Origin of the sequence: Chryseosolibacter indicum (genome assembly GCF_018598585.1) — a bacterium.
In the GTDB taxonomy this organism is placed as follows: domain Bacteria; phylum Bacteroidota; class Bacteroidia; order Cytophagales; family Cyclobacteriaceae; genus Chryseosolibacter; species Chryseosolibacter indicus.
The window spans coordinates 1-13,668 of the sequence record NZ_JAHESD010000093.1 but is presented as its reverse complement, the minus strand read 5'-3'; the positions used below and the strand labels follow the sequence as shown (position 1 = coordinate 13,668).

The following is a 13,668-nucleotide window of genomic DNA, read 5'->3' as shown; positions in this document are numbered from 1 at the left end:
ATTGATGATAGGCCGCATTTTTATTGGTGTTGGCATTGCAGGCATTGGGTTATCACATTTTTTACTTCCCGGTCTGCGACCCATTATGGCACCGGTTCCCCCGCAGGATGTATGGCCTTTTACTAACTTTATTGTAGGATCTGTGTTTGTAGCTGGTGCGTTGGCAATAGTAGCAGGAAAGGCAGTAAGAAGTGTTTCGCTACTTGTTGCAGCTTTCTTTCTCCTTTTTTTACTCTTCGGTCATCTCCCTAATCGTCTACGGTATCATCCGGAAATACTAGGGTATTGGACAGACACGATCAAGTTGCTGGCGCTAACAGGCGGAGCGCTTGTACTTGCAGGGATTTGGTATCCCATGTGCCAAACTGCTCTATCTTCACAACCCATCAAAAAACTTGCAAGAAGTGGGAGATATATGTTTGCGTTTATGTTGACTATCTTTGGTATAGAGCATTTGCTAGGTGCTGAATTTATTGGTAACATGATTCCCGCATGGATTCCTTACCATCTCTTCTGGGCATACTTTACAGGAGTCGCGCTTATTGCTGCAGGACTTGCAATTTTTGTGAACATCAAGGTCAGGCTTGCCATGTATCTTCTGACTGTCATGCTACTGTTATGGCTTGTACTCCTTCACCTACCTGCAACCTTTCACTACCCGTTGGGTGATGCTTCTCTTCTGATCAGTTCTTTTGAAGTTGTTTATTTTAGTGGAACAGCCCTTTTGCTGGCCGTTCCAGAAATGGCATCGTAAATTGTAATACATGAGAACAACGAACAACAGGTTAAGCAGTATCGATTTTGTGCGTGGTGTTGTAATGATCATTATGACATTGGACCATGTACGGGATTTATTACATGTTGACTCACTAACGCAAAGTCCGACAAACCTTGCTACTACTTCACCCTTGTTATTTTTTACCCGGTGGATTACATACTTCTGCGCACCAGTATTCGTCTTTCTCGCGGGTACATCTGCTTACCTCTCTGCAAGAAATCAAAATGATGTTTCGAAATGCAGGAACGGTCTTATCAAGCGCGGCTTCTGGCTTATTATTATCGATATAACCGTTCTCAATTTCGGACTTTACTTTGATATTAAGTTTCACACCGTGCTATTCGAAGTACTGGCATCCATTGGTATCGGTTTTATCGTCCTTGCTTTTGTCGTTAAAATCCAACCGCGCGTAATTGGAGCCTTGGGATTAATAACCATTATTACTCATAATCTTTTTCAACTCATTCCTTTTAAAGACGAGTCCTCATTGAAATTGATAATCTCTCCCTTGTTCAATGTTCTCGTGTTACCCCTGGGAGACAACCGCGTATTGCTCAGTGTTTATCCCCCCATACCATGGCTCGGCGTTATGTTATGTGGCTTTGCCATGGGAAAAACTTTCACTTCCTTAACTCCCTACAAGCGGAAGCGATTGTACATCAATATAGGTTTAGCCTGTTTGGCTGTCTTTATCTGCCTCCGGTATTCCAACTTGTATGGAGATCCTTTATTATGGTCACATCAAAAGAATGTACTATTCACCGTACTTTCATTTTTAAATGTATCAAAGTATCCCCCGTCATTACTCTTCTGCCTGGTCACATTGGGTGGAATGTTTGTGCTGCTTGCATTTTCGGAAACAATGGAAAACAAAGTCTCAAAGATTGTCGCAAACTATGGCAAGGTTCCGTTCTTCTATTTTCTGCTTCACTTTTATTTCATTCATCTTGTTCTACTTAGCGTTTTGTTTCTTCAAGGGTTCACATGGCAAGACCTTAGTTTTTCTACAGGAACCTTTGGACGACCAAAAGACGCACAAAGTGGCGTAGACCTGCCTATGATCTATGTTTTATGGATAGGCGTACTCATGGTGCTTTATATGCCATGTGTGTGGTTTGCGAACTTTAAAGCAAAACACAGCTATTGGTGGCTTAAATATTTATAAGAGATAATGAGCTTGTAAATGTTGGAAGGGAAAGCTTCCGGGTTTCAAGTGGATCAAGGATAATGCATTAAGATTTTTTAATTAAAAATCTTCTGTTTTCACTTAAGTGAAATTCTCCCGTTTTTTTTCTTTAAAGATTTGTAAGAAAAAAATAAATATGGGACTATCAAACTTAGGCATTTTTCACACTGTAATTGGTGTTATTGCCATTGGGGCAGCGCTGACATCGTTAGTAAAATTTGGGAAAATTAATCTGGCTCATTTATCCGGGAAAATTTATTTGTATGGGACTCTTATTGCTTCATTAACTGCATTGGGAATTTCCAGGCACGGTGGTTTTAATCCGGGGCACGCCTTTTCGTTGTTCATCATTATCCTGGTGCTGATTGCTTCTTACCTTTTTTACAAGCAGAGCGGGAACAACAAAGCACGTTACTTCGAAAACTTTCTCTTGTCATTCAGTCTTTTTCTTTCCCTGGTTCCTACGGTTAATGAAACATTAACACGGGTACCCATTAAACATCCCTTGGCAAAAGATATATCTGACCCGGTGATAGCGCAAACGTTGTTGATATTCTTGATTGTTTTTGTCGGGGGCTCAGTGTATCAATTCAGGAGACAACGAAAGGTCAACAAGAACAAGTATATCTGATATGCGTTGTTTGGTTTGACACAATAGATAAATTTGTAACTCAGGTGACAGCATGTAGCCGTCACCTGAGTTATAAGTATTTGTTACTGCTTGTAGTTAATAGTCAGGTTAATTTCAATACCACCTAATGCTTTCGACACAAGGCAATTTTGTTTAGCTGCGTGCGCATGCTGATGAAAGGCCACTTCTGAAAGTCCGGCGATAGCCGATGCATTTAATGTAAGGTCAATACCGGTAATTCCTCCTTTTGCTAAATCAACAGTAACAACTGCGGTAGTTTCCAAATCTTTTACCGCTAACTTCAATTGTGACAGGGCATAAGTCAAGGCCATCGTAAAACAACCCGCATGAGCCGCCGCGAGTAACTCCTCGGGATTAGTACCAATACCATCAGCAAAACGGGTATTAAAGGAATACTGCGTTTTGTTCAGAACAAGACTTTGTGTTGTTAATTCTCCATGACCTGTATTCAGGTCACCAATCCAATGGGCTTTTGATGATCTCTTCATTTGTTTAATTTTTTGTTGATCAAAGTTCCATTGAATTGTATTAAGCTTTTTTCACCTAAGTTAATTCCAGTGCTTTTGATATAATTTCATACAAAATACAATGAAGGGTAGATCTCTAATAAACACGTAATAGAATACCTGTTATCGATTGATTCTTTTACGGATGCGGCTTAATGAAGGATTGGTAATGCCCAGATACGACGAAATATGATAAGCAGGGATGCGGTTGATAATGTTGGGATGCTCTTCAAGCAAACGGATGTAACGCTCTTCATGATTGATAAATAACAATTCTTCTGTTCGCGTTTGTGAATAGGTGAAAAATAGTTCGGCAAGCAGTCTACCAAACTTTGCCCAATTAGGGTGCGTATCGTAAAGGTTGTTCAGATCACTGTGGGAAATATAAATGATCTCAGAATCTTCCATGGCTTGTATAAAATAGTGACAGGCTTTGCGTGTGATAAAGCTGCGGAAGGACACAAGAAATTGATTTTCGGAAAAGAAGAACAGATTTTTTTCAGTACCTGTTTCAGGCTCCGAATAGTAGATCCGGAAAATACCCTTGACAACCCAACCCAGGTCGTTACAAACAACATACTGCATATTAAAAAAATCGCCCTTGTTGATCTTCCGATGTTTCCAAAAAGGCCTCGCAGCATCGATATCTTTACTTGTCAAAGCAGCGAAATTGCTGAGATGCTCCTTTAACATTTCAAAATTGTCTTTCATACTCGCGTTTATATAACCAGTAAAGCCGCTGGTTAGTATAAGATAGATTTAATTACCCAATAATAAGATTTTAACTGACTGGTGAATGTTTAGCAATAACAAAAATAGTTGTGGTATTTTAACTGACTTTTAACTTAAGTGAAAATGGAGTTCTGTTTTTTTGTTATTAAACCGGTTTCTCATGAGTACCCTCTTAAAAAAACCTATATCCAGTTAGGCTTTTCTAACTTCAGCATAAAATTTTCATTTTTGTACCACGGTTTAAATGCATAAGTCAATTTATTTGATCTGCTCCAATAGAATACGCGCAATGGAATCACTCGAACAATTCTATTTATATAAGTTTAATAAATACCCCGAAACATCAGGTACTGGCATTGGGCAGTTTAATGTGTTCAGTATAGAGAAGCGCATGTGAGCCAATGAAGAACTACCCCTTCACGTGCGAAGAAACTTTTTTAAGATGATGCTCTTTTCCGGAGAAAATACCTTTCGTTACGGCAACGTGAATGTTAAGGTAAGTGGTAATACCTTATTGTTTTTTCATCCGCATACTCCATACTCATACAAACCGCTTTCAAAAAAGTCCAGGGGATATTTTTGCGTATTCAAAATTGAATTTTTTCAGGAGAATCACAGACTGGATTTAAATAATCTTTCTCTATTTAAATCATTGAGTCCGCCTGTTTTTAAGCTCTCCAAAACCAATTACAAAGAAGTAGAGAACTTATTTTTAAAAATGCTTCGGGAAGTAAAGGGAGATTACATTTTCAAATATGAGCTGATCAAAGATTATGTTAGTGAATTATATTTCCTGGCAATGAAGTGGGTCCCCCCGGAGAATCTCTTTCAGGCAGGGGATGCAAGCAAACGAATCACAATGATATTCCTGGAGCTCATAGAGCAGCAGTTCCCCATTCAACATAAGTACCATCAATTTGCACTCCGCACGCCAAAGGATTACGCGGATAAACTATCCATTCATGTGAATTACCTTAATCGTTCTGTTAAAAAAGTTACAGGCAAAACAACGAGTCAACATATTTTAGAACGCCTTGGGGGAGAGGCAAAAATTTTATTGAAGCATACAGATTGGTCAGTCTCGGAAATTGCAAGCTCCCTTGGTTTTGATGACTTGCCGCACTTCAATAAATTCTTCAGGCGACAAACAGGAAGCACGCCTACTTCATTCCGGTTGGTTTGATTTTTACAAATATTGGTTTGCATCATACTAGTATCGCCCGAATAACACATTCTACTTTTGCATAAACAAAAGATTAGAAATGGAAAAGTCACAAGTTTGGTACATTACGGGAGCCTCCAAAGGAATGGGTCGCTCATTGGTAGAACAATTGTTATTAAAAGGATATAAGGTAGCAGCAACATCGCGACAGGTCGCTGCCTTTTCTGGTATAAATGACGAAGGCTTTTTACCCTTGTCAGTAGATTTAACAAGCGAGATATCAATTGCAGAATCACTTCAGAAAACAAAAGATACTTTTGGCAGCATTGATGTGGTTGTCAATAACGCAGGTTATGGTATTGGTGGTGCAATTGAAGAATTATCGGAACAGGAAATAAACGATAGTTTTGGTATTAACTTCTTTGCTGTTGTAAAGGTAATTCAGCTGGCACTACCTTATTTAAGAGCTCAACGCGCGGGACATATCATTAATATTTCTTCGATTGCCGGGTTTGCCCCAGGAGTAGGTTGGAGTATATACGCAGCATCCAAATTTGCAGTAAGCGGATTATCAGAGGCGTTGGCAAATGATCTTAAGCCCCTGGGCATTAAAGTAACTTCAGTTTCACCAGGTGCCTTTCGTACTAATTTTACGAAACCCGATTCAATTGCTTTTAGTAAAAAACAGATTGCTGATTACAGTTCGATAAGAGCCTCTCATCAAAAATTTATTGAGACAGACGGGAAACAATCAGGCAATCCAGATAAGGTAGTTACTGCGTTGATTGAATTGGTAAACAGTGAAAACCCGCCTGTGAATTTTTTCCTGGGAAGTGATTCTCTTAAACGGGCTAACGACAAGATTGCCCAGTTAGTGGAGCATATAGAACGATGGAAAAACCTGTCTTCCGTTACAGACTATTAAGGTGAACAACGGTATGACAGTTCGAGAACAACAGAACGGTACAAGCATGTCACGCGAAAAGGTTTTGATCAGCTAGTTAGCCCATTGGATAGAATAGGCAAAAATCTTAATTTAGCTACCAATAAGGAGTACAAGCCATATGGCTTATATCGGGATGTTGTAGGCAATGCTTATTGAAAGATACCCATGAAACATTTATTAATTTTCGTTCTGGTGCTGTTAACGGCGTGCTCGACAAAAACTAAGAATGAAACTGTTGATGGAAAAACTATTGCTCCGACTCGGTTTGGACAAGAACTCGTTGACGTTGGTTTTCTGAAATTTGCAGACTCAACGAAATTAGATTCATTGAGAACTGAGGTTATTAATTCATTTTACATTTATGATGATGCGAATTATAAGATAACGCATGTTGATGCTGAGGAACTTGCCGAATTTAGTTTCGATTTTTTTGTTCCCTCATTAAACAAAATGCTTGAGAGAAGAGGATTTAGACTGGATGTAGCAACTGCAGGGGACTATGAAGACACTCATGATATCGTGATAAATGGAAAGAGGATCAGACTTTATTCCAAGGACGAGCTAGATAATGGAAAATCTTGGGAATCAGCGCCATCAAACTTCTTTCGGGAAGTAAACAAACAATTGGATGAGAACGGAATAGATGAGTCATTCTATTTACTATACACCGGAAATGATCTTCACGTTCTTTTGATAACGGAGGACGAGCGAGAAATAATAGCAAATAATTATAAACACGTCCCAAAGGAAATACCATATGTACCATAAAGCACTGCCTACAACAACAGCTATATGCCATTGCCTGCAGTGTTTGTTTTTAATTTATTAAATTGGGCTGCCGGCAACGCTATATAGCTAAGCGTTGTAAAACATTTTTTAAAATGACGTTGAAAGAAGAATTAAATGCCGCGGACGGTTCATTCTTACTAGAATTAAGAACGGAGTTGACATGGAATCATAATGCATTTATAAATCTTCTGACCAAAATAAATGAGGAATGTAAACGGACTAGAGGTGATTCGAATTTAGATCGGGAAATTGCTTCAGGAATTTGGTATTCAATAGACTTTATCAAGGATTGGGTTAACCACAAAAACTTTCCGAAAGCGTACTCGACCGAATACTACGCAGATGCATTCGAACTACTAAATGATTTAGGATACTACTACTTTATGGCTGAATCGCCTTACGAGTCAGAACATGAGATCGAAAACAAAATAGATAGACTAAAAAACGTTTTACAACAAAGGCTATAAGTCCTGGCGGCACAGTGACTGATAATTTCATTAATTAGGTGTGCCACCAAAGCCTTATAACCATACGTTTTGCAATCACATTGGACAGAGAACCAAAAGAGATAATGACTGAAATTTTAATAGCAATCGTTATTCACTTGATAGTGCCTTTAATTGACTCGGGCTTTTTTTGAGGCTAAGAAACAAAATGACGAAAGAAAAAATTATGAATCCACCCACAGTTGAACTTGTAAGCTTCCCTGAAGTTGGGCCATTTGAAAGTTGAGAAAAATATTCAATTTTTAAATGGTTAATTATGAAAAGACAAGGTTCACAGAGACACAAATTGTAAAGGCCATTCAGGAACACGAAGCTGGCCGTAAGGCAGAAGATATCTGCCGTGAATTAGGTATAACCACGGCCGCCTTTTATAAATGGCGGCAGCGTTATGGCGGCATGGAAGCCATACTCAGTCAATCGGTTAAACAGCAGAAAACAAAGAAGACAAGCTAAAAGGACGAAATTGAGATTCTTGAAAAGCTAAACGTACGCTAACAAAAGCGATAAGTCATGACGGACGTTAGATGATTTAGCCTTATCATTGAATGTTGCATCAATTTATTTATGGAGAGACTGACACGACAAGATTTTAAGAGGTTAAAAGACATGCCTGGAGATAGGATTGAGGTAGACTTGGACAGACAATTCACAAAAGACGAATTCGAAAAAATTAAGCTTGGATTTAGGTCGAACGATATGGACCAGCGATGGAATATTTTGTATGAGGACAATTTATTATACATGCATAGAAGTTGGACAGGGGCGTGCATTTTCATTGGTACCATTGAGAACAAGCAGGATGGTACTGGACACCTGCCCCATTTGACAATCAATGGAGACAGGACTCAGTATCAGCGCGTAGATACCAATGGAGATATTGACACGATGTTAACGATCGTGAGATCACATTTAATTGAAAGAGTTTGGGTTAAATAATGTGCTGTCAGCAATGCTGCCAGAATAGAGTATTTGCTTGGGATTCCTTATTACATAATGAGGCGAGGAGTATCGAGAGTGAAATATGAATTGGGAGCGAGATTTCTACTATATGACAAAGTAGTCAATGCCTTACAACAAAAGCTAACCCCTTTAAGTAACTCAAATTCTCTCAAGCCTTCAGTCTCTCAAAGTAATTACCAGTCTCCTGCACAATAGATGCCATTAAATCTTCGGCCTTTTTGTGTTTGAGTATGGGTGCGATCTGACCACTCCAGAATAAAATCATGTCCCATTTCTGTTGTTCGATGGCAGCAGCTCTCAACGATGACATGAATTGCGTTTGTAAAGGAAATGGTAAGAAATGTCCTTCCTTTCCCGAAAGTTGTTTCGCGATGCGACTCGTTATACCTCTTCCGAGCCTGCCTGTAAATGCGCGCGATAACGTGGTTGATGCTGCCGCATCTGAAAACAACATTTGTCTATGGACATCTGTTGCGTTGGATTCTACACAAGCCAGAAACGCAGTACCAATTTGAACAGCGTCGGCGCCAAGAGCAAGCGCAGCAGCGACACCCTTGCCATTCGCAATTCCCCCAGCTGCGATCACGGGTACTTTAACTTTCTCTTTAATTAACTGAACCAATACAAATGTTCCCGTGGTAGAAGATTCAGCTGAGGCAAGGAACGAGGGACGATGTCCTCCTGCCTCAAAACCTGATGCAACAATCATATCTACTCCCGCAGACTCAAGGGCTACGGCCTCAGCCAATGTAGTGGCTGCTCCTACGGTAATAATTCCCAGTCGATGACATTGTTCCAGGATGTCAGGATGAGGAATACCAAAAACAAAGCTAAATACAGCAGGCTTTTGACGCAGGATCACTTCTACCTGGTTTTCAAACCGTGACTTGAACGTCCCAGGTTTTTCAGGTACAGGAATTCCCAACTCATCAAAATAGGGTTTGAATAATTGTCGTGCAAGTTGATACTGTTCATCCGATACTGATCCACCAATGGTATCAGTGTCAGAAACCCAGAGATTGATATTGTAAGGTTTATGGGTTGCAGCTTTAATCTTTTGATCGACTTCAAAGAGCTCGGCTGCGCTCAAAGTATAACCTCCATATCCACCAAGGCCGCCCGCATTTGAAACAGCTGCCACCAACGCTACCGATGATAAATTGCCCCCAAAGGGACCTTGCATGATAGGATATTCAATTCCTAAGATTTCCGACACTTTTGTACGATACCACATATTTTGAAAATTTAGGGAGCGACGTCAGTGATCATTTTATTAACGATCATCCATTTGTTGTCTATTTTATGAAAAGACAAGAACTCATCATAATTAAAGTCATACATTTTTACATGCACTTTTGCAAGCGCTATAGAGTTGATAACCTCAATAGATTCAATCGTGCCGCGGAAAGGATTTCCTCCGTCTTTTGGACTCCTGCGATTTCTAACACCCTCCAGATAAACGTCGAGGGATTTGGCATAAGGGGTACCCTTCACATCTCCAAATAACAATGTTCCTGGATTCAGTACTTTTTTAAGTAACGAAACATCACCCTCATAAATACCTTTGAAGTAATACTCCTCTAACGCGGTGGCTATTGCCAACCTTTCTTCCTGGTTATTTCGCATACTGGTCTTCTTAAATTGTAGTTGATTTAGCCTAGATGTTAAACTGATAAGAAGGGATTACTTTGCACCCTTCTTGTCAGCAGTAATCCCCTTTTCCCGCAGCACCGACACCTGTTCTCCTGCGTACCCCCAGTTGTCAAGTTCTACTTCGTCAATTACTACGTGTGTTAAGTGCGGATCTTTATTCAAAGTTTCCGTAATTAATTCCGTTACGCCTTTGATCAATAGTCTTTTTTGTTCTCTTGTAACACCCTCACGCGTTACTTCAATTCTTACGTATGGCATAGTACCTTTTTAAATAAGAATAGAGGAAGAGACCGTTGCGTTCTTCGCGGTGATAGACACATGAAGATCGAAGTTGTCATAGATCAGGTTGTCGCCAAGATTCGTAAAGAAGTTACCGGAGCGGAATTTCATCTCGTACTTCGTACGATCTACCACCAACTTCGCTGTAGCCGTTAATATGTCACCATTTGTATTGATTTCAGCTTCAAATTGAATCGGGTGGGTGATTCCTTTAATTGTCAGCGTGGCGTCTACACGACTACCATTGACTGCGATAATTTCAAGAACCGCTTCAGGGAATTTCTGTGACGAGAAAAAATCATCAGAGGCGAGGTGAGCAGCAAATTGTGCTTTATATGAAGGGTCTGTAACATCAATAATGTTGATGTTGGTAGTATCAACTACAATCCTCCCTTCAGTTAGCTTTCCGTCTTTCAAAAGAAGTTCTCCTTCCTTGATAGCAATGGTGCCGTTGTGCGATCCAGTGACTTTTCTGCCGATCCATTCGATCGTGCTTTGTGTACTTGAGATTTTAAATGTCTTGTTTGCCATTTTGTTTGTTATTTCATTAGTACACTAAATAACGTACGATCTATCGGGTAGTTGAGTGATCCAGATCACATTTTCTGGCACGGTTACGTTTTGTGATGTAGATCACTCTTATTTTGTGTTGCCTATATCGCCGTGTCTATAGTGAAGTTTACTTCGATGTTCCCCTGGGTAGCTTTTGAATAAGGGCAAATCTGGTGTGCATTATTTGTAAGTGTGCGTGCCATTTCTTCGTCCATGCCAGGAAGGTGAACATGAAGACGCGCCTTCAAAGAATATCCCTCGTCTGAGAGGATGAGATCCACTTCGGCATTGACAGCAGGATTAGCTGGAAATGCTACGTGAGCCTTCGCAGCAGCTACTTTTAACGCTCCTATAAAACAAGCTGACCATCCCGCAGCAAACAACTGCTCCGGGTTTGTGCCCATGCCATTTGTACCTGGGGTGGAAAATTGAATGTCCAACTTGCCATCTGAACTTCTTGATGAGCCTCCATCACGACCACCAGTGGTGTAAGTTGAACCGGTGTACACTACTCTTCCTGCGTGGGAAGGCTTCTTTTCTTCAATTGATTCGTTTTTCATTTTTTCTTTGTTAAAGTTTAATTTTATGAAATACACCGATAGGATGCTGTCACATCGGTGCTGTTGAAGTAATGAGTTTTAAGTTTGGATGAATGATTAAATGTTGAATGATTAAATGTAAAGTCAACAACAATTCTTGTAATTGTTGAAGTTCGTGATCTACATCACTTTCATTTTGCCCGAGTAGTTGTGATGTTGATTACGTTAGTCTTTATAAAGACGACTCAATGTTTCCCTTGATACGCCGAGGTAGGCCGCAAGGAGGTTCTTTGGAATCATGTTATAAAGCTGTGGGTACTGTCGGACCAATTCTTCATAACGATACTTCACATCATTGCTCATGAGAGACAACAGGCGTCGTTGGCTGGCAACGAAACCTTTGTTGGTTCTCCATCGAAAGAAATATTCAATCTGATGCAGTTCCTTGCATAACTTTTCCCGATCATCGTTACTCAAGGAAAGAACTTCTGCATCGGTAACACAATCTAAAATTGTAGTTGCTTTCGTCTGGTGATACAAAGCATCATAGTCAGATGCCCACCATGTTGGCATGGCAAACTGAAGGATGCACATTTTATTTTCTGGTGTAATGAAATACGATTTTAAGCATCCTGCGACTACAAAATATTCAGCCTCTACCATATCTCCACGACGCACAATGATTTCCTTCTTCTGCAAAGTATGCTTTTTAAAATGCGAGAAGAAGTAATCAAACTGAGTATCACTCAATGTAGCTATTTTGCTAATACTACTTTTTAAGATCTCTTTGGCTTCCATGGGATATAACTGGTTTATGTTTTGTAATCCATCACCTTACGCGCGGGCCTACATGGCGGGTTCTGCGCTTGCTTGTAAAGTTATGCTACGTTTTCGTGCACGAGAAAAAAGTATGAAAGTAATTGACGTCAAGGCGGCACTTATGCAGTAGGAAGCACCTAAAGTAAGAGGATCATGAACTTCGAGAGTACTTGTAAGGGCGTAACTCACCGTTGACGTGATTACGTATGCGCCTCCACCCGTGATACCACTTGCAATTCCTGCATTGGATGAGAATCGGCCCAATGCGTACGTGTAGAAGGTGTTAAAGGTGAAACCAGAACCGATGTGCAGTAAAAGGACCATGCTCATCATCAAGATAAGACTGGGAAAGAGAACCATAAAAACCATCATTAGAAATGATACCCCAAGAAGAAATGGACCAATCAGCATCATCTTTGCAAAGATAGAACGATCAATAAAGCTTTTACTGAGTAGTCCCCCCAGCAACACTGCCAATCCTGAAAATAGTGAAGCATTCCCGATTATAACAGCAGAACCATGGAAGACGTGTTCAATAATGAAGGGACTTGCCATGTTGAATACGATAACATTTGAAAACGCGATACCAAGTATAATAAGGCTTACCGTGAAGTCCGGCGTAGCCAACCTTGATGCGTAAACACTTAAAACTTGTTTAGGCTGCAATGGCTGAGGAGTTTTTAAGGTCTCCCCGCTGTAAACTATTTCCATTGTCAGGATAATCAGCGTAACAATACCAAGGAAGTAGAAGTTTGATTGCCAGCCAAAATAGGTTTGCAGAAATCCCCCGAGAAAAGGTGCAATGATCGGCGCTGTTGCCCAGATGATTGAGAAGAGACTGGTGTAATGTTTTAAGCGACTTCCCGAGTACAAGTCGATGAAGAAGGCCCTCTTGCCAACAACAATTACAGCTGCGGTGATACCTTGTATGATACGCATGCTGATGAGTACGCCAATATTGTTTGTTAATGTAATCACAAGTGATGATAGCGCAAAGATGATCAGCGATACAAGGCTTAGCCTGTAACGTCCGAAACTATCGAGAAACGTTCCTACAAAGAGCTGGCTCACTCCGTTGCTCACGACGAATACGATAAGTGTCAGTTGTATGTCACCACGACTGGTACCGAAGAAGGAGGCCATCGCTGGAAAGGAGGGAAGGTATACATCCGTTGCAAATCCGGAAAGTGGAATGAGCGCAAATGCGAGCAGCGTACTGATCGCTACGTGATTTTGTTTTAAAGTTTTCATGAATGAAGAATTAGATGACTTACTCGAGTCCATTAAGCGCTAATATTGCTTTGTCGGCCTGGCTTAAGAAATTCTGATAAAGGGTTTTGGTGGAGGCCACGTGAACTTCGTAGTTGTCAGTCTCCATGTGTTGCAGCAGATCTTCAGCAACGTGTTGCGGTGAGATTTTTTTATCTGAAGGAATGTCTTTCGCGAATTCAGTATCTACGAGCGGAGGTAGTACTTCAAAAACTTTTATGTTGGTATGCGCAAGGCTTAGACGCAATGCTTGTGTGTAAGAGTGTAATGCAGCCTTGCTGGCACTAAATGTAGGTAATTGCAGGCCGGCGGCGAGGGCAACTATTGAGTAGACATTGAT

Annotated in this window: 19 protein-coding genes; 9 read left to right on the top strand and 10 right to left on the bottom strand. The window is 40.4% G+C overall.

Features of this window, described 5'->3' with window-relative positions:
- The 3 genes from KK060_RS23275 to KK060_RS23265 form a co-directional block, all read left to right on the top strand.
- A partial coding sequence (locus KK060_RS23275) for a DoxX family protein (protein ID WP_254157412.1) occupies window positions 1-754 on the top strand: 754 nt, incomplete at its 5' end.
- A 10-nt stretch (window positions 755-764) separates the two neighbouring features.
- Window positions 765-1,943 (top strand): acetyltransferase domain-containing protein, encoded by a 1,179-nt coding sequence (locus KK060_RS23270; protein ID WP_254157410.1) that lies wholly within the window; start codon window positions 765-767, stop codon window positions 1,941-1,943.
- Window positions 1,944-2,100: 157 nt separating this feature from the next.
- Window positions 2,101-2,595, top strand: coding sequence for a hypothetical protein (locus KK060_RS23265; protein ID WP_254157408.1), 495 nt, complete (start codon window positions 2,101-2,103; stop codon window positions 2,593-2,595).
- An 83-nt stretch (window positions 2,596-2,678) separates the two neighbouring features.
- Here the strand turns inward: KK060_RS23265 and KK060_RS23260 are convergent, their stop codons facing one another.
- Together KK060_RS23260 and KK060_RS23255 are read right to left on the bottom strand one after the other, a co-directional pair.
- Window positions 2,679-3,104 carry an OsmC family peroxiredoxin gene (locus KK060_RS23260; RefSeq protein ID WP_254157406.1) on the bottom strand — a complete coding sequence of 142 codons (426 nt, stop codon included), beginning with the start codon at window positions 3,102-3,104 and terminating at the stop codon, window positions 2,679-2,681.
- Between the two features lie 141 nt (window positions 3,105-3,245).
- Window positions 3,246-3,833: a Crp/Fnr family transcriptional regulator gene (locus KK060_RS23255; protein ID WP_254157404.1), complete on the bottom strand. Its 588-nt coding sequence runs from the start codon at window positions 3,831-3,833 to the stop codon at window positions 3,246-3,248.
- 442 nt (window positions 3,834-4,275) lie between these two features.
- Between KK060_RS23255 and KK060_RS25310 the strand changes: the two genes are divergently transcribed.
- The 6 genes from KK060_RS25310 (at window position 4,276) to KK060_RS23225 (ending at window position 8,193) form a co-directional block, all read left to right on the top strand.
- Entirely contained in the window at window positions 4,276-5,037 is a 762-nt protein-coding gene (locus KK060_RS25310) for a helix-turn-helix domain-containing protein (protein WP_254157402.1), read from the top strand.
- A 79-nt stretch (window positions 5,038-5,116) separates the two neighbouring features.
- On the top strand, window positions 5,117-5,941 hold the full coding sequence (locus tag KK060_RS23245) for an SDR family NAD(P)-dependent oxidoreductase (RefSeq protein WP_254157400.1): 825 nt from the start codon (window positions 5,117-5,119) through the stop codon (window positions 5,939-5,941).
- Between the two features lie 186 nt (window positions 5,942-6,127).
- Entirely contained in the window at window positions 6,128-6,730 is a 603-nt protein-coding gene (locus tag KK060_RS23240; protein ID WP_254157398.1) for a hypothetical protein, read from the top strand.
- A 113-nt stretch (window positions 6,731-6,843) separates the two neighbouring features.
- Window positions 6,844-7,218 carry a hypothetical protein gene (locus tag KK060_RS23235; protein ID WP_254157396.1) on the top strand — a complete coding sequence of 125 codons (375 nt, stop codon included), beginning with the start codon at window positions 6,844-6,846 and terminating at the stop codon, window positions 7,216-7,218.
- A 285-nt stretch (window positions 7,219-7,503) separates the two neighbouring features.
- On the top strand, window positions 7,504-7,710 hold the full coding sequence (locus tag KK060_RS23230) for a transposase (protein ID WP_254157394.1): 207 nt from the start codon (window positions 7,504-7,506) through the stop codon (window positions 7,708-7,710).
- Between the two features lie 111 nt (window positions 7,711-7,821).
- Complete coding sequence (locus tag KK060_RS23225) at window positions 7,822-8,193, top strand: hypothetical protein (RefSeq protein WP_254157392.1); 372 nt, start codon at window positions 7,822-7,824, stop codon at window positions 8,191-8,193.
- Window positions 8,194-8,365: 172 nt separating this feature from the next.
- Here the strand turns inward: KK060_RS23225 and KK060_RS23220 are convergent, their stop codons facing one another.
- The 8 genes from KK060_RS23220 to KK060_RS23185 all read right to left on the bottom strand — a co-directional run.
- Entirely contained in the window at window positions 8,366-9,451 is a 1,086-nt protein-coding gene (locus tag KK060_RS23220; RefSeq protein WP_254157390.1) for an NAD(P)H-dependent flavin oxidoreductase, read from the bottom strand.
- A gap of 11 nt (window positions 9,452-9,462) precedes the next feature.
- Window positions 9,463-9,843 (bottom strand): nuclear transport factor 2 family protein, encoded by a 381-nt coding sequence (locus KK060_RS23215; protein ID WP_254157388.1) that lies wholly within the window; start codon window positions 9,841-9,843, stop codon window positions 9,463-9,465.
- Window positions 9,844-9,900: 57 nt separating this feature from the next.
- The gene (locus KK060_RS23210; RefSeq protein WP_254157386.1) at window positions 9,901-10,128 is read right to left on the bottom strand and encodes a tautomerase family protein; all 228 of its coding nucleotides are present in this window, start codon (window positions 10,126-10,128) and stop codon (window positions 9,901-9,903) included.
- Window positions 10,129-10,137: 9 nt separating this feature from the next.
- Complete coding sequence (locus KK060_RS23205) at window positions 10,138-10,680, bottom strand: YceI family protein (RefSeq protein WP_254157384.1); 543 nt, start codon at window positions 10,678-10,680, stop codon at window positions 10,138-10,140.
- Between the two features lie 122 nt (window positions 10,681-10,802).
- Window positions 10,803-11,261: an organic hydroperoxide resistance protein gene (locus KK060_RS23200; RefSeq protein WP_254157382.1), complete on the bottom strand. Its 459-nt coding sequence runs from the start codon at window positions 11,259-11,261 to the stop codon at window positions 10,803-10,805.
- 204 nt (window positions 11,262-11,465) lie between these two features.
- Window positions 11,466-12,038, bottom strand: a complete 573-nt coding sequence (locus tag KK060_RS23195) for a Crp/Fnr family transcriptional regulator (RefSeq protein WP_254157380.1) — start codon at window positions 12,036-12,038, stop codon at window positions 11,466-11,468.
- Between the two features lie 48 nt (window positions 12,039-12,086).
- Window positions 12,087-13,310: an MFS transporter gene (locus KK060_RS23190; RefSeq protein WP_254157378.1), complete on the bottom strand. Its 1,224-nt coding sequence runs from the start codon at window positions 13,308-13,310 to the stop codon at window positions 12,087-12,089.
- 19 nt (window positions 13,311-13,329) lie between these two features.
- Window positions 13,330-13,668, bottom strand: a 339-nt coding sequence (locus KK060_RS23185; RefSeq protein WP_254157376.1) for an SDR family NAD(P)-dependent oxidoreductase, incomplete at its 5' end; no start/stop codon positions are given.

Excerpts from the sequence above, each read along its gene's own strand:
- KK060_RS23240 (WP_254157398.1), top strand. The coding sequence starts at position 6,128 with ATGAAACATTTATTAATTTTCGTTCTGGTGCTGTTAACGGCGTGCTCG.
- KK060_RS23200 (WP_254157382.1), bottom strand. The coding sequence starts at position 11,261 with ATGAAAAACGAATCAATTGAAGAAAAGAAGCCTTCCCACGCAGGAAGA.
- KK060_RS23225 (WP_254157392.1), top strand. The coding sequence starts at position 7,822 with ATGGAGAGACTGACACGACAAGATTTTAAGAGGTTAAAAGACATGCCT.
- KK060_RS23195 (WP_254157380.1), bottom strand. The coding sequence starts at position 12,038 with ATGGAAGCCAAAGAGATCTTAAAAAGTAGTATTAGCAAAATAGCTACA.
- KK060_RS23265 (WP_254157408.1), top strand. The coding sequence starts at position 2,101 with ATGGGACTATCAAACTTAGGCATTTTTCACACTGTAATTGGTGTTATT.
- KK060_RS23210 (WP_254157386.1), bottom strand. The coding sequence starts at position 10,128 with ATGCCATACGTAAGAATTGAAGTAACGCGTGAGGGTGTTACAAGAGAA.
- KK060_RS23235 (WP_254157396.1), top strand. The coding sequence starts at position 6,844 with ATGACGTTGAAAGAAGAATTAAATGCCGCGGACGGTTCATTCTTACTA.
- KK060_RS23230 (WP_254157394.1), top strand. The coding sequence starts at position 7,504 with ATGGTTAATTATGAAAAGACAAGGTTCACAGAGACACAAATTGTAAAG.
- KK060_RS23245 (WP_254157400.1), top strand. The coding sequence starts at position 5,117 with ATGGAAAAGTCACAAGTTTGGTACATTACGGGAGCCTCCAAAGGAATG.
- KK060_RS23205 (WP_254157384.1), bottom strand. The coding sequence starts at position 10,680 with ATGGCAAACAAGACATTTAAAATCTCAAGTACACAAAGCACGATCGAA.
- KK060_RS23260 (WP_254157406.1), bottom strand. The coding sequence starts at position 3,104 with ATGAAGAGATCATCAAAAGCCCATTGGATTGGTGACCTGAATACAGGT.
- KK060_RS23215 (WP_254157388.1), bottom strand. The coding sequence starts at position 9,843 with ATGCGAAATAACCAGGAAGAAAGGTTGGCAATAGCCACCGCGTTAGAG.
- KK060_RS23270 (WP_254157410.1), top strand. The coding sequence starts at position 765 with ATGAGAACAACGAACAACAGGTTAAGCAGTATCGATTTTGTGCGTGGT.
- KK060_RS23255 (WP_254157404.1), bottom strand. The coding sequence starts at position 3,833 with ATGAAAGACAATTTTGAAATGTTAAAGGAGCATCTCAGCAATTTCGCT.
- KK060_RS23220 (WP_254157390.1), bottom strand. The coding sequence starts at position 9,451 with ATGTGGTATCGTACAAAAGTGTCGGAAATCTTAGGAATTGAATATCCT.
- KK060_RS23190 (WP_254157378.1), bottom strand. The coding sequence starts at position 13,310 with ATGAAAACTTTAAAACAAAATCACGTAGCGATCAGTACGCTGCTCGCA.